Origin of the sequence: Cellulomonas sp. URHD0024, from assembly GCF_000426185.1 — a bacterium.
Taxonomy (GTDB): domain Bacteria; phylum Actinomycetota; class Actinomycetes; order Actinomycetales; family Cellulomonadaceae; genus Cellulomonas.
Window position 1 is genome coordinate 22,338 of sequence record NZ_AUEW01000009.1, and the last position, 20,221, is coordinate 42,558.

General features: G+C 72.2%; 13 protein-coding genes. 9 read left to right on the plus strand and 4 right to left on the minus strand.

All coding sequences use genetic code 11. The features are described 5' to 3' along the window. Positions 1-15 precede the first annotated feature (15 nt). Both I847_RS27685 and I847_RS26720 read left to right on the plus strand, forming a co-directional pair. A complete protein-coding gene (locus I847_RS27685; protein ID WP_369751722.1) occupies positions 16-459 on the plus strand; it encodes an ATP-binding cassette domain-containing protein in 444 nt (147 codons plus the stop codon). 371 nt (positions 460-830) lie between these two features. Next, the gene (locus tag I847_RS26720; protein WP_155856113.1) at positions 831-968 is read left to right on the plus strand and encodes a hypothetical protein; all 138 of its coding nucleotides are present in this window, start codon (positions 831-833) and stop codon (positions 966-968) included. A 257-nt stretch (positions 969-1,225) separates the two neighbouring features. Here I847_RS26720 and I847_RS0110485 read toward each other — a convergent pair whose 3' ends face one another. Further along, positions 1,226-3,808 carry an ATP-dependent Clp protease ATP-binding subunit gene (locus I847_RS0110485; RefSeq protein WP_028049650.1) on the minus strand — a complete coding sequence of 861 codons (2,583 nt, stop codon included), beginning with the start codon at positions 3,806-3,808 and terminating at the stop codon, positions 1,226-1,228. Positions 3,809-4,593: 785 nt separating this feature from the next. On the opposite strand from I847_RS0110485, the gene I847_RS0110490 reads away from it, so the two are divergent. Both I847_RS0110490 and allB read left to right on the plus strand, forming a co-directional pair. Then, the gene (locus tag I847_RS0110490; RefSeq protein ID WP_028049651.1) at positions 4,594-5,136 is read left to right on the plus strand and encodes a hypothetical protein; all 543 of its coding nucleotides are present in this window, start codon (positions 4,594-4,596) and stop codon (positions 5,134-5,136) included. A 210-nt stretch (positions 5,137-5,346) separates the two neighbouring features. Continuing rightward, a complete protein-coding gene (gene allB / locus I847_RS0110495; RefSeq protein WP_028049652.1) occupies positions 5,347-6,672 on the plus strand; it encodes an allantoinase AllB in 1,326 nt (441 codons plus the stop codon). Positions 6,673-6,676: 4 nt separating this feature from the next. On the opposite strand, the gene I847_RS0110500 is transcribed toward allB, so the two are convergent. Beyond that, positions 6,677-7,318, minus strand: a complete 642-nt coding sequence (locus I847_RS0110500; protein WP_051274819.1) for a YoaK family protein — start codon at positions 7,316-7,318, stop codon at positions 6,677-6,679. A gap of 65 nt (positions 7,319-7,383) precedes the next feature. Between I847_RS0110500 and I847_RS0110505 the strand changes: the two genes are divergently transcribed. From I847_RS0110505 to I847_RS0110520, 4 genes are read left to right on the plus strand one after another with little or no spacing between them, the layout of a single operon-like run. Beyond that, positions 7,384-8,454: an acetamidase/formamidase family protein gene (locus I847_RS0110505; protein WP_028049654.1), complete on the plus strand. Its 1,071-nt coding sequence runs from the start codon at positions 7,384-7,386 to the stop codon at positions 8,452-8,454. Next, on the plus strand, positions 8,451-9,983 hold the full coding sequence (locus I847_RS0110510) for an AtzH-like domain-containing protein (protein ID WP_028049655.1): 1,533 nt from the start codon (positions 8,451-8,453) through the stop codon (positions 9,981-9,983). Before I847_RS0110505 ends, I847_RS0110510 begins: the two co-directional genes overlap by 4 nt. Beyond that, entirely contained in the window at positions 9,980-11,191 is a 1,212-nt protein-coding gene (locus tag I847_RS0110515) for an alanine--glyoxylate aminotransferase family protein (protein ID WP_028049656.1), read from the plus strand. Before I847_RS0110510 ends, I847_RS0110515 begins: the two co-directional genes overlap by 4 nt. Next, entirely contained in the window at positions 11,191-12,429 is a 1,239-nt protein-coding gene (locus I847_RS0110520) for an allantoate amidohydrolase (RefSeq protein WP_051274820.1), read from the plus strand. The genes I847_RS0110515 and I847_RS0110520 overlap by 1 nt, the downstream gene beginning before the upstream one ends. A gap of 19 nt (positions 12,430-12,448) precedes the next feature. Here the strand turns inward: I847_RS0110520 and I847_RS25650 are convergent, their stop codons facing one another. Next, positions 12,449-13,186, minus strand: coding sequence for an FMN-binding protein (locus I847_RS25650; RefSeq protein ID WP_051274795.1), 738 nt, complete (start codon positions 13,184-13,186; stop codon positions 12,449-12,451). A 133-nt stretch (positions 13,187-13,319) separates the two neighbouring features. Here I847_RS25650 and I847_RS0110530 point away from each other — a divergent pair, with 133 nt between their 5' ends. Next, the gene (locus I847_RS0110530) at positions 13,320-14,141 is read left to right on the plus strand and encodes an HAD family hydrolase (RefSeq protein ID WP_028049658.1); all 822 of its coding nucleotides are present in this window, start codon (positions 13,320-13,322) and stop codon (positions 14,139-14,141) included. 6 nt (positions 14,142-14,147) lie between these two features. On the opposite strand, the gene I847_RS23200 is transcribed toward I847_RS0110530, so the two are convergent. After that, positions 14,148-20,144 carry an Ig-like domain-containing protein gene (locus I847_RS23200; protein ID WP_034609950.1) on the minus strand — a complete coding sequence of 1,999 codons (5,997 nt, stop codon included), beginning with the start codon at positions 20,142-20,144 and terminating at the stop codon, positions 14,148-14,150. Positions 20,145-20,221: the final 77 nt, after the last annotated feature.

The window sequence follows — 20,221 nt, forward strand, 5'->3', positions numbered from 1 at the left end:
GAGTACGTCACCGTCATGGGCCCCTCGGGCTCCGGCACGTCGACGATGCTCAACGTGCTCGGCCTGCTCGACCGGCCGACGGCCGGCCGACGCCGGCGTGGACACCGCCGACCTGAACGAGCGGGACCGCACGGCGCTGCGGGGGCAGTGGATCGGGTTCGTGTTCCAGTCGTCCCACCTGCTCGGCTACCGCACGGCGGCCGAGAACGTCGCGCTGGCCGGCCTGTACGGCGGCCTACCGGCCTCGGTGCGCGCCGCCCGCGCGCCGAGCACCTCGAGATCGTCGGCCTCGGTCACCGTCGGGACGCGCTGCCCGTGACGATGTCCGGGGGCGAGCGGCAACGGGTCGCGATCGCACGCGCGATCTCGCACGGGCCGCGGCTCCTGCTCTGCGATGAACCAACGGTTCGCTCGACAGCGAGAACAACGCGAACGTCCTGGAGCTGCTCGACCGGCTGAACGCCCACGGGCTGACGCTGGTCGTCATCACGCACGACCCCGACGTCGCCGCGCGGGGGACGCGTCGGCTCAGCATCAAGGACGGGGTCGTCGTCGAACGAGGGGTCGGTCGAGTCGCGTAGCGCTGACGAGCCAGCGCTCCCTAACGTGCCGGTTCGGCGTCCGGGCACTCTTCTCGGAGTCGGTGTCCGGTCTGCTCCAGCGGCCGATCCGTTCCCTGCTGACCATGCTCGGCACGGTCCTGGGCATCGGCACCTTCGTCGCGCTCCTGGGACTGTCCGCGAGGCGGCCAGATCGGCGGACTTCTCGGTCACCAAGGCGACCCAGGCCGTCGTGAGCGACGCAGCCTGGCGCTCGCCGTCCTCCTCGTCGTGTCGCTGGCACAGGAGTGGACGCCGGTGATCGTCTACGCGGCCCCCTTCGCCGACGCGATGCTCGTCATCCTCGCCGGCCTCTACCCGTCCTTGCCCGCGTCCGCCAACCACCCGGTCGAGGCCCTGCAGCACTGACGGCTGCCGGGTCGTTGTCGACGCCACGAACTTGCGGTTACGCACGGCAACCGGCCCTATGGGGTGCATAAGCACAAGCTCGACACGCGGCGCGCAGGCGGCACCGGCCGCGGGGGCTGCGGCACCGGCCGCGGGGGCGGGCGGCCGCGGGGGCTGCGGCACCGGCGGGGCTGGCGCACGACACCGGGACGACACACCGGTCCCGGCACGACGACGCCCCGCTCCCTCAGGGGAACGGGGCGTCGCCGAGTCGTGCGTCAGAGGGCGGGCAGGGTGCCCGTTCCTCCGTCGCCGACGGCCGAGATGGGCGGGGCCGCCGGCAGGTCGGTCCCTGAGCCGGGGGTTCCGACCGAGACGCCGACCTTGACCGGCTCCTCGAGACGGACCCCACGCGGGACGCCCCGGAACGTGAACTCCCCGAGCAGTCCCTCGCCCTCGGCGTCCACGATGACCAGCTGCCCGGCCTTGAGCTCCCCGAACAGGATCTTCTCGGACAGGGCGTCCTCGATCTCCCGCTGGATCGCACGACGCAGCGGACGCGCACCGAGCACCGGGTCGTAACCCTTCTCGGAGAGCAGCTGCTTGGCGGCAGACGTGATCTCGATGTCCATGTCCTTGTCCCGCAGACGCTTGGCCAGCTTGGCGACCATCAGGTCGACGATCGCGAAGATCTCCGGCTGGGACAGCTGCGGGAACACGACCACGTCGTCGACGCGGTTGAGGAACTCGGGGCGGAAGTGCTGCTTGAGCTCGTCGTTGACCTTCGACTTCATCCGCTCGTACGACGTCGACAGGTCCCCGCCGGCCTGGAAGCCGGTCATGAGGCCCTTGGCGATGTCCCGGGTGCCGAGGTTGGTGGTCATGATGATGACGGTGTTCTTGAAGTCGACCACGCGGCCCTGCGAGTCGGTCAGGCGACCGTCCTCGAGGATCTGCAGGAGCGAGTTGAAGATGTCCGCGTGGGCCTTCTCGACCTCGTCGAACAGGACCACGGAGAACGGCTTGCGCCGCACCTTCTCGGTGAGCTGACCACCCTCGTCGTACCCGACGTAGCCGGGAGGCGAGCCGAACAGCCGCGAGACCGTGTGCTTCTCCGAGAACTCCGACATGTCGAGCTGGATGAGCGCGTCCTCGTCGCCGAAGAGGAACTCCGCGAGCGCCTTGGCCAGCTCCGTCTTACCGACACCGGTCGGGCCGGCGAAGATGAACGACCCACCGGGACGCTTCGGGTCCTTGAGGCCCGCACGCGTGCGACGGATGGCCTGCGAGAGCGCCTTGATGGCGGCGTCCTGGCCCACGACCCGCTTGTGGAGGTTCTCCTCCATGTGGAGCAGACGGCTGGACTCCTCCTCGGTGAGCTTGAACACCGGGATACCCGTGGCGTTCGCCAGCACCTCGGCGATGAGCTCCTCGTCCACCTCCGCGACCGCGTCGAGGTCGCCGGACTTCCAGGCCTTCTCCTTCTCCACGCGCTTGAGACCGAGCTGCTTCTCGGCGTCGCGGAGACGGGCTGCCTTCTCGAAGTCCTGCTCGTCGATCGCCGACTCCTTGTCGCGGCGCGTCTCGGCGATCTGCTCGTCGAGCTCGCGCAGCTCCGGCGGAGCCGTCATGCGGCGGATGCGCAGGCGGGCGCCGGCCTCGTCGACCAGGTCGATCGCCTTGTCGGGGAGGTAGCGGTCGTTGACGTACCGGTCCGCCAGGGTGGCGGCGGCGACCAGCGCGGCGTCCGTGATGGACACGCGGTGGTGCGCCTCGTACCGGTCGCGCAGACCCTTGAGGATCTCGATCGCGTGCTGCAGGTTGGGCTCGGCCACCTGGATCGGCTGGAAGCGACGCTCCAGGGCCGGGTCCTTCTCGACGTACTTGCGGTACTCGTCGAGCGTCGTGGCACCGATCGTCTGCAGCTCGCCACGCGCCAGCATGGGCTTGAGGATGCTGGCGGCGTCGATCGCGCCCTCGGCGGCACCCGCACCGACGAGGGTGTGGATCTCGTCGATGAACAGGATGATGTCGCCGCGGGTGCGGATCTCCTTGAGGACCTTCTTCAGGCGCTCCTCGAAGTCACCGCGGTAGCGGCTGCCGGCCACGAGCGCGCCCAGGTCCAGCGTGTAGAGCTGCTTGTCCTTGAGCGTCTCGGGCACGTCGCCGCGCACGATGTCCTGCGCGAGGCCCTCGACCACGGCGGTCTTGCCGACGCCGGGCTCCCCGATGAGGACCGGGTTGTTCTTGGTGCGGCGGGACAGCACCTGCATGACCCGCTCGATCTCCTTCTCGCGCCCGATGACCGGGTCGAGCTTGCCGTCGCGCGCAGCCTGCGTGAGGTTGCGGCCGAACTGGTCGAGGACGGCAGAGCCCGAGGGCTGACCTTCCTGCGGACCGCCGGCGGCGACGGGCTCCTTGCCCTGGTAGCCGGAGACGAGCTGGATGACCTGCTGGCGCACGCGGTTCAGGTCCGCGCCGAGCTTGTTGAGGACCTGGGCGGCGACGCCCTCGCCCTCGCGGATCAGGCCGAGCAGGATGTGCTCGGTGCCGATGTAGTTGTGGCCGAGCTGCAGCGCCTCGCGCAGCGAGAGCTCGAGGACCTTCTTGGCGCGCGGCGTGAAGGGGATGTGACCCGACGGCGCCTGCTGGCCCTCGCCGATGATCTCCTGCACCTGCGCGCGCACGGCCTCGAGCGAGATGCCGAGCGACTCCAGCGCCTTGGCGGCGACACCCTCACCCTCGTGGATCAGTCCCAGGAGGATGTGTTCCGTGCCGATGTAGTTGTGGTTCAGCATCCGTGCCTCTTCTTGGGCAAGGACGACCACGCGACGGGCTCGGTCCGTGAATCTCTCGAACATGTGCACTCCTCACGAGCTGCGTGCCCACCGAACCCCGGGCTGGCGCACCGGGGGCCTACGAGCGGCGTTGTTCGATGCTAACGGCGCGGTGGTGCCCAGACTGCCCGTGTTCGCCAGGGGCGTGACGGCGGCCACTCCGACGCACCCGACGCGACCGGTATCACGTCGGTATCAGGACGTTCGTCCGGTTGCCCCGGGTCATAGATCGCCGCCGATACCCGGTCTAGCGTCGGCCCGGCCGGCGCAGGCAGTCCCGAGACGCGCCGAGGCGACGACGCCCGGCGGCCCCGAACTCGTTCGTCCACGCACAGCTGCGGAGGGAGGGATCCCCATGACGGGTCCCCGCAGAGTCTTGCTCACGCTCGCATCGGTTCTGTTGCTCGTCCTCACACCGTCGGCCGCGTCCGCGCACCATCCGCCCCCGTCGCCAGAGCCGCAGCTGCTCGCCACCGGACTCTCGGGCGCCTGGGGGAGCACCGTGGGCCCGGACGGCGCCTTGTACGTAGCGGAGTCGGTCTCCGGGGAGATCGCCCGTATCGACCCGCGCACCGGCGCGACCACCACGTTCGCCTCCGGCCTCCCGACCGCACCGAACGGCGGCCCCCACGACATCGCGTTCGTGCGGGGCACGGCCTACGTGCTGGTCGGCTTCATCACGGAGGAGGCCGGCGGCGCGCCGGGCAACGTGGACGGCCTCTACAAGATGGACGGACCGAGCTCGTTCACTCTGGTTGCGGACATCGGCACGTTCGCCAAGGAGAACCCGCCGACCACCGACTACTTCATTGCGACAGGCGTCCCGTACGCCCCTCGAGCCGTACCGGGCCGGCTTCCTGGTCACCGACGGCCACCACAACCGCGTCTACACGGTGGGGCTCGACGGCTCCGTGTCCGTGCGGATCGCGTTCGACAACATCGTCCCGACGGGTCTGGACGTCGTCGGCTCCCGGGTCTATATGGCCGAGGCGGGCCCTCTGCCGCACCTGGCGGCGGACGGAAAGGTCGTGACGTTCGACAAGCGCTCCACGACCGCGACCGAGGTCGCCGCCGGCGGACCGCTCATGGTCGACGTCCGGGCCGGGCATGGACACACCCTCTACGCACTCGCGCAGGGCGACTGGCCGCTCGGCGGGCAGGCGGGGTCTCCCGCGGCCCCGAACACGGGACAGCTGCTGAAGGTCGGCCGGCACGGCTCGCTCGACGTCGTCGCCGACGGCCTGAACCAGCCCGTCTCGTTCCAGATCATCGGCAGCTCGGCCTACGTCGTCACGCTCGGCGGGGAGGTGTGGACGGTCGACCTCGGCCGGCACGGCCACGGAGGGCACTGACGCACACCGGCGGCGCGCACGCCAGGCCGAGGCCGATCCGCCGGTCAGCCCGTCGGGTGCGTCAGCGGACTGGTTGGACAGCAGGTGGGGCGTCCCGCACGCGTAGGAGATGGTGTCGCCGCGCGCGCGGTGGGAAATGCGGCCGAAACACCGCTTGAGGCACTGTGGCCGTAGCCTGGCGCGAGCCGGTATCCAGCCGCTGGAGGACACATGCCTGATCTGGTCGTGCGCGCACTGCGCGTCTGGCTCGAGGGTGCGTTCCGTCCGGCTCAGGTGCAGGTCAGCGGTGGTGCGGTGACCGGGATCCTGCCGTTCGAGCCGCCTGTGGCCGGTGCGGTCACGCTGCCCGACGACGAGGTGCTCCTGCCCGGTCTGGTCGACTCGCACGTGCACGTCAACGAGCCAGGACGCACGGCGTGGGAGGGGTTCACGTCGGCCACCCGGGCGGCGGCCGCGGGCGGCGTGACGACGATCGTCGACATGCCGCTCAACTCGATCCCGCCGACCACGACGGTCGAGGCGCTCGAGCTCAAGACCGACGCCACCATCGGCAAGCTCACCGCGGACGTGGCCTTCTGGGGCGGTGCCGTCCCCGGCAACCTCGGCTCCTTGAAGGCCCTGCACGACGCCGGCGTGCGCGGGTTCAAGGCGTTCCTCGCACCCTCGGGGGTCGACGAGTTCGAGCACCTCCCCGAGGAGCTGCTGGAGCCCGCGCTCGCGGAGATCGCCGCGATCGGCAGTGTCCTGATCGTGCACGCGGAGGACCCGTCGCACCTGCACGAGGCACACGGCGGCTCCTACGACGACTTCGTCGCCTCCCGGCCGCCGATCTCCGAACGCAACGCGATCGCTCACGTCATCGACGCCATGCGCGTCACGGGGGCCCGGGCGCACATCCTGCACGTCTCGGCGGCGGACTCCCTCGACCTCGTCCGGGAGGCCCGCGCCGAGGGTCTCCCGCTGACCGTCGAGACCTGCCCGCACTACCTGACCCTGCGCGCCGAGGACGTCCCCACCGGTGGGACCCAGTTCAAGTGCTGCCCGCCCATCCGCGACGGCGCCAACCAGGACCTCCTCTGGGAGGCAGTGCTCGACGGGACGTTCGACGCGATCGTCTCCGACCACTCGCCGTCCACCGCCGACCTCAAGCGCGGCGACTTCGGCTCCTCGTGGGGCGGGATCGCCGGTCTGCAGCTGGGGTTCACGGTGGTGTGGACGGAGGCGCGGCGGCGTGGGCTGCCGCTCGACGCGATCCTGCCGCTGTTCACCACCGGCCCGGCGCGCGTCGCGGGTCTGGCGGCGGGCGTCATCGAGGTCGGAGCCCCGGCCCACCTCGTCGCGTTCGCCCCCGACGACGAGTGGGTGGTCGACGTCCGCGCCCTGGAGCACAAGAACCCCATCTCCCCGTACGACGGAGCACGCGTCACGGGGCTCGCCCGGAGCGTGTGGCTGCGCGGGGAGCCGATCGTGGAGCGCGGCCTCGTCAGCAGAGCCGGAACCGGGCGGACGATCCTGCCGGAGGCCGAAGGTGCGTAGGGCGTCAGGCCTCGCGGTGCCGGTGGCCCAGCGCGACGGTGACGAGGGCGAGCGCGCCGGCCACGAGCATCCCCACGCCGACGCCACGCTCACCGCCCACCTTGAGCAGCAGGGCTCCGAAGGCCGCACCGACCAGGATCAGCGCGACCGCGAGCGAGCGGCGCGCCCAGCCGTCGCCGGTGCCACCGGCCAGGCGCGAGTCGGCAGCGAGCCCGGTCAGGGTGCTCGTCACGACGACCGTCGTCACGTCCTTCACGGCCAGACGGCGCGCCGCAGCGGCCTGCAGGCCCATCGCGACGGCGAGCACCCCGGTCACGACGAGAGCCCAGACCTGGCCCTGCGCCGGCGGTTCGACGACGGCGGCGATGCCGAGGCCGACCGCCAGCACGCCGGTCGCCAGAAACGTCATGCTCGTCCGGTGCGACCAGCCCGCGGGTGCGGTCCGCAGCACCCGTCCCCCGATCGCGGCACCGCCCAGGAAGGCCGCGAGCGCGATGGCCGGACCGAGGATCGGCAGGTCGTTCCCACCGACGAGCGCCATGCCGAGGATGACCACGTTGCCCGTCATGTTCGCCGTGAACACGCGGTCCAGGCCGAGGTAGCCGACGGCGTCGACGATGCCGGTCGTGAACGTCAGCGCCAGCATCAGCACCAGGTGTCGGCGCGTGTCGTCCCAGGTCTTCACGGCGTCATCGTGGGGGTCCGGGCCTGGTGAGTGCAACGTTGCAGCCCGGCACAGGCCCGGTGCAGGCGCCCACGTACCTGCCCTCGACACCGGGCACGGTCCTCTGGGGGCGCCTCCCGTGCGGCTCCGACGAGCCGGTCCTGCGGGTCGTCGACGGCGCCGAGGTCACCATCGACACGGTCAGCCACGAGGGCCTGCTCGCCGACCAGGGCAGCGATCCGCTCGCGTACTTCACCGGCCACGGGGTGGCGCCGCAGGACGTGCTGACCGACGCGATCGAGATCGTCGCCGCCCTGCGCCGCGGCCCCGACGACGGCCCGCACCTCGTCACCGGCCCGATCTTCGTCGACGGTGCGATGCCCGGGGACCTGCTCGCCATCACCGTCCTGGAGACCACGCCCCGTGTCCCGTACGGCGTGATCTCCAACCGGCACGGACGCGGTGCGCTGGCCGGCGAGCTGCCGCGTGCGGCCGACGAGGTCAGCGTGTTCACGCCGGTGGTCGAGGGCCACGGACGGCTGCCGCTCGTGGAGGGCGGGTCGCGGGACGTGGCGTTCCCGCTCGCGCCGTTCCTCGGGATCATGGGCGTCGCGGTCGCCGGGGACGAGCGGCCGCACTCCGTCCCGCCCGGCGCGCACGGTGGCAACCTCGACATCAACCTGCTCCAGGTCGGGGCCACGCTCTACCTGCCCGTCCAGGTGCCCGGTGCACTCGCGTACGTCGGCGACCCGCACTTCGCGCAGGGCGACGGAGAGGTCGCGCTGACGGCGCTGGAGGCGTCGCTCCGGGTGACGCTGCGGTTCGACGTCGTGCCGGCCATGGTCGCGAAGGCACAGTTCGGGGAGCTCGACGGGCCGTTGGTGAGGACGGCCGAGTACCTCGTCCCGACGGGGCTGCACAGCGAGCTGGACGAGGCCGTGCGGCGCTGCGTCCGCGCCGCGATCGCCCTCCTGCGGGCACGCTGGGGCATGGACGAGCACCTGGCCTACGCGTACCTGTCGGCGGCGACGGACTTCGACATCTCCCAGGTGGTCGACCTGGTGTGCGGTGTGCACGCCCGGATCCGCGTGGCCGACTTCGACGGGGTGAGCGCATGACCGAACCTCCGGCCGAGCTCCGGGCCGCCTTCGAGGCGTACGAGACCGCGATCCTCGACGACGACGTCGCGGTCCTCGACGACTCGTTCGCGCCCGGTCCGACGACGTTGCGTGGCGACACGGACGGACTGCTCGTCGGGCACGACGCGATCAGCGCGTTCCGCAGGGGCCGGGGCGGCGTCGGACCGCGGACCCTGGACCGGGTCGAGACGCGGAAGCTGGCCGAGGACTGCTGGCTGATCGTCGCGACGAGCCGCTACGCCGGCGGCGGGACCGGCCTGCAGACCCAGGTCTGGCAGCTGGCAGACGGTCGCTGGCGGATCACCGCAGCGCACGTGACCGGGCGGACGCAGAGCTTCGACCGGTCGACCTGGCGGACGGTCGGCGACCCGCTCTACCAGGGCGCGTTCGAGGGTCCGCTGGTGGGGATGCGCGTCGCGGTCAAGGACCTGTTCGCGATCAGCGGCTACCGGATCGGCGCGGGCAACCCGACCTGGCTGCGCGAGGCCCACCGCGAGCGCCACCACGCCCCCGTGGTGCTGGACCTGCTGCGCGGCGGCGCCTCGATCCGAGGCCTGGCCCGAACGGACGAGCTCGCCTACTCGATCGCCGGCGACAACGCGCACTACGGCACCCCGGTCAACGGTGCGGTGGTCGGCGCGCTGCCGGGCGGCTCGTCGAGCGGTCCTGCCACCGCCGTCGCCACGGGCCAGGCGGACGTCGGGCTCGCCAGCGACACGGCCGGCTCCATCCGCGTCCCGGCCAGCTACCAGGGCCTGTGGGGTCTGCGGACCACGCACGGCCTCGTGCCGCGGCAGGGGATGCTCCCGCTCGCGCCGTCGTTCGACACGGTGGGTTGGCTGACCCGCGACGGCGCGACGCTCGAGGCGGTCGCGTCGTGGTGCCTGGAGACGGCGGTCGACGAGTCGGTCCCGGACGCACACGCCCTGCCAGACCTCCTGCGGGTCCCGCGCGAGGCTCTCGCGGGCAGCGAGCCGGCGACCCGGGCGGCGTTCGAGGCGTGGTGCGCGCGGCGGGAGGTCGAGCTCGTCGACGTCGGCCCGCTGGACGGTTGGTACGAGGCGTTCCGTGTGGTCCAGGCCGCCGAGGCGTGGCGCACGCACGGTCAGTGGATCACCGAGCACCCCGATGCGGTCGGCCCCGGCGTCCGCGCACGGTTCGAGGTCGCCGCGACGGTCACCGCCGACCAGGAGGCGCAGGGCCGGGAACGGCTGGCGAGGTACGCCGAGGTCGTCCGCTCCCTCGTCGCCGACGCGGTCCTTGCCCTGCCCAGCGCCCCCGGTCCGGCCCCCGCGCGCGGTCCCATGGCCGACGACGTCCGCGCCGGGACCCTGCGGATGACCGCCCTTGCGGGCATCGGCGGGCTGCCCGCGCTGAGCGTCCCGGCGCTTCGCGTCGAGGGCCCCCTCGGCCTCGCACCGGTCGGCGTCTGCCTCGTCGGACCCCGCGGGAGCGACCTGTCCCTGGTGCGACACGCACGCCGCCTCACGTCTGGAGAGCTCGCATGACACGCCCGGTGAACCCGCCTCCTCGCCTCCTGATGGGTCCGGGACCGGTCAACGCCGACCCGCGCGTGCTGCGGGCCATGTCCACGCCGCTGGTCGGCCAGTACGACCCGGTCATGACCGGGTACATGAACGAGACGCAGGCGCTGTACCGGCAGATCTTCTCGACGACGAACGAGGCGACGTTGCTCGTGGACGGGACGTCACGCGCGGGGATCGAGGCGGCGATCGTGTCCCTCGTGCGGCCGGGGCAGCGCGTCCTGGTCCCGGTGTTCGGCCGGTTCGGGCACCTGCTCGCGGAGATCGCGCTGCGCGCCCAGGCCGAGGTGCACACCGTCGAGGTCGAGTGGGGGCAGGTGTTCACGCCGTCGGCGATCGAGGACGCCATCACGCGCGTCAAGCCGCACCTGCTCGCGATCGTGCAGGGCGACACGTCCACGACGATGAACCAGCCGCTCGACGAGCTGGGCGCGATCTGCGCCAAGCACGGCGTGCTGTTCTACACGGACGCGACCGCGTCACTCGGCGGGAACGCGTTCGAGATGGACGCCTGGGGCCTGGACGCCGCCACCGCCGGGCTGCAGAAGTGCCTGTCGGGCCCGTCGGGGAGCGCGCCGATCAGCCTGTCCGACCGTGCCGTCGCCGAGATCCGCAGCCGCACGCGTATCGAGGCCGGCATCCGTGAGGAGTCGGACGAGGACACGGGCGAACCTGTGCACTCCAACTACTTCGACCTCGGCATGGTCCTCGACTACTGGGGACCGCGGCGGCTCAACCACCACACCGAGGCGACGACCATGCTCTACGGCGCCCACGAGTGCGCGCGCGTGATCCTGGAGGAGGGCCGCTCGGCGGTCATCGACCGGCACGAGCGCGCGGGCCGGGCGATGCTGGCGGGCGTGCAGGGACTCGGCCTGTCGGTGTTCGGGTCCGTGAGCCACAAGATGAACAACGTCGTGGCCGTGTTCATCCCGTCCGTGGTCGCCGGCGACGCCGTGCGCGCTGACCTGCTGAACGACTTCAGCATCGAGATCGGGACGTCGTTCGGGCCGCTGCACGGGCGTGTGTGGCGGATCGGCACCATGGGCGTCAACGCTCGCCTCGACTCGGTCCTGGTGACGCTCGCCGCGCTGGAGCAGGTGCTCCGCCGGCACGGCGCGTCCGTCCCCGTCGGTGGCGGTGTGGACGCGGCCTACGAGGCGTGGGGCTGATGTTCACGGAGGCTGCGCGTCGGATCATGGCGCGGTGCGACGAGCTCGCTCGCTACACCTCGATGGAGGGCGGGATCGAGCGCGTCTACCTGTCCCCCGAGCACGCGCGCGTCAACCGCCTGGCGTCGCGCTGGATGCGTGAGGTCGGCCTCGACACCTGGCAGGACGAGGCCGGGAACCTCAACGGGCACCTGGACGGGAAGGATCGCGAGGCGCCGACGCTGCTGCTGGGGTCCCACCTCGACAGCGTCCGCGACGCGGGTCGGTACGACGGCATCCTCGGCGTGCTCATGGCGATCGAGGTGGTGCGGGCCCTGAAGCCTCGGGCTGCCTCGTTCAGGTTCGGCCTCGACGTCGTGGCGTTCTGGGACGAGGAGGGCGCCCGTTTCGGCACCGCCCTGCTCGGCAGCTCCGCGATGGCGGGCACCTGGAACCCCGCCTGGTGGGACCTGACCGACGTGCACGGCACCACTTTGAAGACGGCGTTCCGGGAGTTCGGCCTCGACCCGGGGAGGGTGGGGGCGGCGGCACGCCGCCCGGAGAGCCTCGCCGGGTATCTCGAGGCCCACATCGAGCAGGGTCCGGATCTCGACCGGTCGAACGCACCGCTCGGCGTCGTCACCTCGATCGCGAGCGCCAGGCGGTTCTCCGTCCAGATCCTCGGCGAGGCCCGGCACGCCGGCGGGACCCGCTACGAGGACCGGCACGACGCACTGCTCGGCGCCTCGGAGGCGACCCTGGCCGTCGAGCGGCTCTGCCGGGCGGAGCACCACATCGTCGGAACCGTCGGGCGCCTGGAGACGTTCCCCGGTGCCGTCAACGTGGTGCCGGGCGAGGCGCACCTCACCGTCGACCTGCGCGGCGAGCACGACGACGACCGCGACCGCGTCTGGGCGGCCATCTCCCGGGAGATCGACCAGATCACCGGGCGCCGGGGACTCACGTGGTCGTCGCGCCAGATCCACGAGGCACCGGCGGTCTGGTGCGACGGGCTGCTGCAGGACGTGGTGCGCGCGGGCATCGAGGACACCGGCGCGGGCGAGGCCCCGACCATGTTCAGCCGCGCCGGGCACGACGCCATGGCGATCGGCGCGGTCACCGGCGTCGGCATGCTCTTCCTGCGCAACCCCGACGGGATCAGCCACCACCCGGACGAGTCCGTCAGCCTCGCCGACGTCGAGACCGGCCTGCGCGCGCTCGCCTCGACGGTCGAGCACCTGGCCCGCGAGGCGTCATGATCGCCGCCTCCCGTGGCGGTCAGCCGTGCTGGTCGATGGCCGACTGGACCGAGGCGGCGTAGCCCTCGGACGTGTAGGTAGCGCCCGAGACCGTGTCGATCTGTGCCGACTGAGCCACCATCACCTCCTGCGCCAGCACGGGCGCGGCGGACTGGTTGATCCTGCGGCTCTCGTTGGCCAGGGTGGGCACCTGCAAGGTCTGGACCTTGGTGATCGCGCTTCCGGTGAAGGTGACCGCCACCTGGACGGATCCGTACCGGTTGTGCTCGACCGTGCCGACGATCGTGACCGTGGACTCGGCCGGTGGTGCAGGGGCCGGGGGCGGGACGTGGGTCGGTGCGGACGGTGCGACGGCGGGTGGCGCGACGGACGGCGTTGCGGGGGCGGCCGGGGCCGCGGCGGGCGGTGGCGCCGCGGGCGGTCCGGCCGGTGGGTGCGCGGTCGGAGCCGGAGCAGTCGGAGCCGGATCGGTGGGAGTGGGAGCGGTCGGAGCCGGAGCAGGCGGGGCCGGCGCGATCGGTGCGGCGCTCGCCGTGGGGGAAGCCGCGGCGGACGGAGGCGCTGCCGGGGAAGGGGCCCGCTGGACGTTGCCGGCGGCGCCCGGATCCGCCGCCGCGTCCGCCGTGACGATGCTCGTGGGACTCGGCGCCGCGAGAGTGTCCGAGGACGGCGGCACGAGCTTCGCGACGCCGGCGGCCGTCATGGCGGCGGTGGTCCCGAGGAACAGCAGGGTTCCGCGCGCTCGTCGACGTGCCATTGCGCTCGCCTCCTCTCAGACAACGGCGAAAACCGCAGGATCATGCGCTCCCCGAGCCGCACGCTCGACGCCGAGCGACGGGGTCAGGCCTGCGGCGTTCGACGCCGTCGGCACAGGACCGGAGAATCGTCGCGTGACTCTAGTCCTCGATCCGCCCCTCTTCGAGCACGTCCCCGACATTCGCCTGATCGCCGTCGACATGGACGGCACGCTGCTCGACGACGACAAGCAGATCCACGACGAGTTCTGGCCGCTGCTCGACGACCTCGCCGACCGCGGGATCGTGCTGTGCCCGGCGAGTGGTCGCCAGTTCGCGGCGCTGCGCCGGCAGATCGGCCGGCCCGAGCTCGTCTACATCGCGGAGAACGGGGCGTACGTCGTGCGCGACGACGCGGAGGTCAGCTCGGAGACGCTCGACCTCGAGACGGCGCGGTCGGCGATCCATCTGCTGCGGCGGGCGGTGCACCTCGACACGGGAACGGTGCTGTGCGGCAAGCGCTCGGCCTACGTCGAACGCACCGACGACGCGTTCCTCGCCGAGGTGCACCCGTACTACGCACGGCTGGAGCTGGTGGAGGACCTGCTGGGGGTCGACGACGAGATCCTCAAGGTGGCCGTCCACGACTTCGGGCCCGTCGCCGACGGCGCGGGGCCTCTCCTGGCGGACTTCGAGGGTGCCGTGATCTCGGGCGCGCACTGGGTCGACGTCATGAACCCGGTCGCCGACAAGGGACTCGCCCTGCGCCACGTCCAGGACGCCCTCGGCGTGACCCGCGAGCAGACGATGGCGTTCGGCGACTACTTCAACGACGTCGGCCTGCTCGACGCGTCGGCGTGGTCGTTCGCGATGGACAACGCCCACCCGACCGTGCGGGCGCACGCGCGGTTCGTCGCGCCCGCCAACACCGCGAATGGCGTGGTCCGCACGATCAGGTCGGTGCTGGGGCTCGGCTGACCCTTCTCAGTGCCGACGCCGGTGCCTGCGGCGAGCCGAGGTCGTGACCAGCAGCGCACCGAGGGACAGTGCCAGCAGCGACGCGACCATCAGCGGATAGACGTCGCCCGCACCCGTCGCCGACAGCGCCCCCGACCCGCTGCCTGTCGTCGGCGTCGCGGGTGGCGTGGTCGGCGGTGGCGTGGTCGGCGGGGGTGTCACCGGCGGCTCCGTGACCAGCGGCTGGACGACGACCACGACGGCGGTCTCGCTGCACAGCGACGTCGACTCCGCACACCTCGTGTACAAGAAGGTGTCTGCGCCGACGAAGCCAGGGTCCGGGGTGTAGACCAGCGGCGCGACGACGCGCAGATCCACGTTGCCGGTGCCGACGATGGCTCGGACGAGCTCGAGACCGCCGCCGGTCACGGTGCCGTGCGCGGGCGGGCGCGTGACGACGGGTGTGCCGGCGTCGCCGAAGTCGTTCCCCGCGACGTCGATCGAGATCGCCGTGTCCTGCAGGGTCGCGGTCAGGACCGGGTTGACGTCCGGGGACACCTCGACGAGCACCTGCGCCTCGGCGCACAGCGGTGGGCCGCTCGGAGCGCAGACGCGGTAGACCAGCTGGTCGTGCCCCGTGAACGTGGCGATCGGCGTGTAGGTGAGCAGCCCGCCCCTCAGGTCGACGGTCCCGTCGGCGGGGCCGGAGACGATCGTCGCGACGGGGTCGGGTCCGGTGATGTCGTTGGCCAGCAGGTCCACGGTGTCCGGTGCGCCGGCCTCGGTGGCCAGCGCGTCACTGGTGGCGAGGGGTTGCACGGACACCCGCACGGTCGCGGTCGCGCAGACGTCCGCGTCGACGGTCGAGCAGATGGTGTAGCGGAAGGTGTCGGTGCCGACGAAGCCGTTGTCCGGTGTGTAGACGACCGACGCGCCGACCTCGGTGCTGCCGTTCGCGGGCTGGGTGAGGTCCTGGAGGCCGCCGACGGCGCCGACGTCGTTGGTCTCGACCGGGATGTCGACGGACCCGTTCGCCTCGACGACGGCGACGTCGTCCTCCGCGACCGGGAGCACCGTCACCGTGACGAGCGCGGTCCCGCAGTTGGTCGGCTCGGCGATCGCGCACGCCCGCACGGTGAACTCGTCGCGGCCGGTGAACGGGCCCGTCGGGGTGTACGTGACCCGGCCGGTCCCGTCGACCGTGCCCGTGCCGTCGACGGCGGCACCCGAGACGGTGAACACCAGGTCGGCTGCGGCGTGGTTGAACGTCAGGTCGGCGACGACGGGCACGGTCGCCGTCGTCGTCAGGTCCTTCCCCTGGACCACGACCGGTGGCAGCGGCTGCGGGTCGACGTGCACGGTCACCGTCCCGATGGTGCACAGGTTCGCTTCCGCGGTCGCGCACACCTGGTACTGGAAGGTGTCGTCACCGGTGAACCCGGCGTCCGGCGTGTACGTCGCCCGCCCGTCCGGCTCGACGACTGCCGTCCCGTCCACCGGGCTGACGACGACGACCGGCGAGCCGACACCGCCGAGGTCGTTGACGGTGAGCGGGAAGGTCACCGGGATGCCGGCGGTCGTCGCGGCGGCATCCGGCTGCGCGACCGGCGCGATGGTCGCCGTCACGGTCGCCTGGTCGCACAGCCGGTCGGTGGCGTCGTCACAGACCTGCACCCCGAACGTGAACACGTCCGCGGTGTTCGCCGGCGGGGTGAACGTGAACGAGCCGCTCGTGCTGACCACCGCGTTCCCGGCCGCCGGCGGGGTGAGCAGCGTGACGGTCAGCACCTGGCCGACGTCCGGGTCGGACACGAGGACCTGCCCCGACACCGGAGCACCGGCGGGCCCCGTGACGCTCGCGTCCTGCGCCGTCGGCGCCAGGTTCGGGGGCAGGGTCACGGTGACGTCCACGGTGGCGGTGGCGCACACGTCCGTGTCGACGGTCGAGCAGATGGTGTAGGTGAAGCTGTCGACGCCGACGAACCCGTCGTCGGGGGTGTACCGGACGGACGTCGTCACCGGCAGCGCGGTGCCGTTGGCCGGGTCGGACACGTCCTGCGGCGTGCCGACGGTGCCGACGTCGTTCGCCTCGACGGGGATGTCGGCGCTGCTGCCCGCCTCGACGACGGCGGAGTCGTCACCGGCGACGGGGACGACCGTCACGGTGACGACCGCGGTCCCGCAGTTGGCCGGCTCGGTGACCGCGCACGCCCGCACCGTGAACTCGTCGCGGCCTGTGAACAGGCCGGCCGGGGTGTAGGTGACCCGGCCGGTCGCGTCGACGACCCCCGTGCCGTCGGTCGCGGCGCTCGACACGGTGAAGGCCAGGTCCGTTGCGGCGTGGTTGAAGGTCAGGTCGGCCACGACCGGGACGGTCGCCGTCGTCGTCAGGGCCGCGGGCTGCCCCTGCACGGGCGGCAGCGGCTGCGCGCCGACGTGCACCGTCGCGGACCCGGTGGTGCACAGCGCGGGCTCCGCGGTCGCGCACACCCGATACCCGAAGGTGTCGTCGCCCGTGAACCCGGCATCCGGGGTGTACGTCGCCTGATCGCCCGGCTCGATCGTCACCGTGCCGTCCACCGGGCTCGTGACGACGACAGGAGCTCCGACTCCCCCGAGGTCGTTGCCGGTCAGGGAGAGCGTCACCGGGACGCCGGCGGTCGTGGTCGCGAAGTCCGGGTGCGCGACCGGGGTGATCGTCGCGGTCACGTCCGCCTGGTCGCACAGCTGGTCCGGGTGGTCGTCGCAGACCTGCGCGACGAACGTGAACACGTCCGCAGTGTTCGTCGGCGGGGTGAACGTGAAGGTCCCGTCAGGGTTCACGACCGCGGCCCCGGTGGTGGGCGGGGTGAGCAGGGTGAAGGAGAGGGCCTGACCGACGTCCGGGTCGGACGCCTCCACCCGCCCGGACACGGCCGCGTCCGCGGGCCCCGTGACGTTCGCGTCCTGCGCGGTCGGGGGCTGGTTCGGCGGCTCGCTCACCAGCACCGACACCGTGGCGGTCGCGCACACGTCGACGTCGACCGTCGAGCAGATCGTGTACGTGAACGTGTCCGTGCCGACGAAGCCCGCGTCCGGGGTGTACCGGACCAGCCCGGCCGACACGACCGCGGTCCCGCCGGCCGGGTCGGACAGGTCCTGCGGCGGTCCGACCGTGCCGATGTCGTTCGTCGCGACGGGGATGTCGACGCTGCCGCCCGCCTCGACGGCCGCGGAGTCGTCGCCGGCGACGGGGAGCACGGTGACCGTGACGAGCGCGGTCCCGCAGTTGGCCGGCTCGCTCACCGCGCACGCCCGCACCGTGAACTCGTCGCGACCCGTGAACAGACCGGTCGGGGTGTACGTGACCCGGCCCGTCGCGTCGACGACGCCGGTGCCGTCGGTCGCGGCACCCGAGACCGTGAACACCAGGTCGGGCGCCGCGTGGTTGAACGTCAGGTACGCCACGACGGGGACGGTCGCCGTCGTCGTCAGGGTCGCCGGCTCGACCTCGACCGGCGGCAGCGGCGCCGGGTCCACGAACACGGTGGCGGTGCCGGTGACGCACAGGCTCGGCTCCGCCGTCGCACAGACCGTGTACTGGAACGCGTCCTGACCGGTGAAGCCGGGGTCCGGGGTGTACGACGCCTGACCGTCGGCGGCGACCGTCACGTCGCCGTCGGCGGGGCCGGGCGCGACGAGGGCCGGGGCGCCCACCCCGCCGCGGTCGTTCGCGGTCAGGCTGAACGCCACGGGCGTGTCGACGACGGTCGTCGCGTTGTCGGGGTGCGCGACCGGCGTGATCGTCGCGGTGACGGTGGCCGGGTCGCACAGCTGGTCGGGATCGTTGTCGCAGACCCGGACGACGAACGTGAACACGTCGGCGGTGTCCGCCGGCGGGGTGAACGTGAACGACCTGTCCGGGTTCACGACCGCGGTGCCGGCGGACGGCGGCACGAGCAGGGTCGCCGTCAGCACCTGGCCGACGTCGGGGTCGCTCGCCGGGACGATGCCCGAGAGGGGCGCGTCCGCGGGACCGGTGACCGCGACGTCCTGTGCCGTCGGCGGCTCGTTCGGGGGCTCGAGGACGTTGATCGCCACGACTGCCTCGCCGCACACCGTGACCGGGTTCGAGCAGATCCGGTACGTGAGCAGGTCCGGGCCGACGTAGTCGGGTCCGGGCGTGTACTCGACCTCCGCGCCGACCATGACGGCGGTGCCGTGGGCCGGGGCGTCGACGATCCTCGGGCCGCCGACGCTGTCCCCGACGTCGTTGGTCAGCACCGGGATCGAGACCGGCACGTTCTGGATGGTCTCCGCTGCGTCGCGCACCGCCAGCGGCGCCACGACCACGGTGACCGTCCCCGTCGCGCACCCCTGGGGCAGCGCGTTGTCGCAGCCCTGGATGGCGAACCCGTCGATGCCGGTGAACGTGCCGTCGGGCGTGTACTCGAACACGCCGTCCGGGCCTGCCGTCGCGACGCCGTGCGCCGCCTGGGTCGCCAGCTCGGTGACGACCTCTTGTCCCTCGTCCGGGTCGCTGACCGGGATGGCACCGGCGACGGTCTGGGTCGCCCGGGTGGACACGACGACGTCGTCCAGGACCGGTGGGAGGTTGCCGGCAGGCAGCGTCCCGTTCACCCGGGTGGTGACCGCCTGCCCGGGGGTGGACCCGTTGTTGTTCGACGGGTTCGGGTCGCTCGTCGTGCTCGTCGAGCTCACGGTGTTGGTGAGCGTCCCGGACATGGGCGCGAACCCCGTGACGGTGAGCTGGACGTCCGCCTGGTTCGCCAGCGACGCCACGGTCCACGTCACGGTCCCCCCGGCGACGACACCGCCGCCGGTCGCGAACACGTTGGTCAGCTCGGCGGGCAGGGTGTCGGTGACGACGATCCCGGTGGCCGTGTCGGGGCCGGCGTTGTGCACCGTGACGGCGTAGTTGACGGTGCCGCCGGGGGAGACGTTGGCCGGGCCCGTCTTGGTCAGCAGGACGTCCGCGACCGGCTCGTGCGTGGCGCAGGTGCCGACCGTGGCGTCCGGTGGCGGGTTCTCGACCGTTCCGGCGACGGTGTTGACCACGGAGCCGCTCTGCTGGTCGAAGACCTTCGGGGCCGCCGGCGGGGTCAGGTCCTGCACGACGATCGGCTGCGCGGGGGTGTCGCCGGCGAAGACCAGCTCGGAGAGGGTGGTGCCGGCGAACCGGAAGCGGCCGAACCCCGTGACCGTGCCCGAGTTGTCCAGCGTCTCGGAGACGGTGATGCCGTCCGGCGTCTGGGTGAACACCCCTTCCTGTCCCACACGGAGCACACCGCTGGGCGCGCGGATGATGCCGGCGTTCGTGACGCCGCTGCCGCTGCCGCTGTTGACGGTGACGTCGTCGCTGGAGTCGATGACGCACTCGTTGCTCATCGTCGCGCCCGCGTTCACGCGGAACGGGCCGCCGAAGACACGGATGTGCCCGGTGTTGCGCAGGACGCCGTCGACCGCCAGACCGTGGCGGGTGACGAGCTCACCGGAGTTCAGCAGCGTCGACCCGGCGGTCGTGTCGAGGCGCGCCTCCAGCCGCCCGGCGTTGTCCACCTGCGAGCCCGAGTTCAGGTCGATCGTGCCGGTCGTCGCCGACCCCGTCGGACCGATCGTGAGCTCGCTGGACCCGTCCAGGGTCAGGTTGCCGAGCGTGGCGGTCCCCTGGACGACCAGGTCGAACTCGGAGACCGACGTCAGGGAGGGCAGGTCCGCGGCACCGAGCACGAACAGGTCGCCGGCCGGGCTCTTCATCGTCCTGGGCTGCAGCGTGGCGTCCGTGTCGACGCACAGGGTCCCGTCCGCGCCCAGGTCGAGCTTTCCCGTGTAGGTGCCCGCGGTCAGCAGGAGGACCTGCCCCGCGGTGACGGTCAGGTCGTCGTCGTTGCCGCCGGCCGACGTCGACGTCGGGGTGTCGCACACGCTCACGGGCGGCGGCTCCGCCGACGCCGGATCGAGTGGTCCCAGACCGAGCGCGACGAGGAGGATCACGACGCCGAGGGCGGCGGCCTTTCCTCGCATGGCGCCTCCGGGCACGCGCTCGCTCTGAACGTTGCCCCCACTGTGTCCCAGTCTGTGCCAGTTTGCGACCCATCGGC

Excerpts from the sequence above, each read along its gene's own strand:
- I847_RS27685 (WP_369751722.1), top strand. The coding sequence starts at position 16 with ATGGGCCCCTCGGGCTCCGGCACGTCGACGATGCTCAACGTGCTCGGC.
- I847_RS0110485 (WP_028049650.1), bottom strand. The coding sequence starts at position 3,808 with ATGTTCGAGAGATTCACGGACCGAGCCCGTCGCGTGGTCGTCCTTGCC.
- allB (WP_028049652.1), top strand. The coding sequence starts at position 5,347 with ATGCCTGATCTGGTCGTGCGCGCACTGCGCGTCTGGCTCGAGGGTGCG.
- I847_RS0110500 (WP_051274819.1), bottom strand. The coding sequence starts at position 7,318 with ATGCTGGCGCTGACGTTCACGACCGGCATCGTCGACGCCGTCGGCTAC.
- I847_RS0110510 (WP_028049655.1), top strand. The coding sequence starts at position 8,451 with ATGACCGAACCTCCGGCCGAGCTCCGGGCCGCCTTCGAGGCGTACGAG.
- I847_RS0110515 (WP_028049656.1), top strand. The coding sequence starts at position 9,980 with ATGACACGCCCGGTGAACCCGCCTCCTCGCCTCCTGATGGGTCCGGGA.
- I847_RS0110520 (WP_051274820.1), top strand. The coding sequence starts at position 11,191 with ATGTTCACGGAGGCTGCGCGTCGGATCATGGCGCGGTGCGACGAGCTC.
- I847_RS25650 (WP_051274795.1), bottom strand. The coding sequence starts at position 13,186 with ATGGCACGTCGACGAGCGCGCGGAACCCTGCTGTTCCTCGGGACCACC.
- I847_RS23200 (WP_034609950.1), bottom strand. The coding sequence starts at position 20,144 with ATGCGAGGAAAGGCCGCCGCCCTCGGCGTCGTGATCCTCCTCGTCGCG.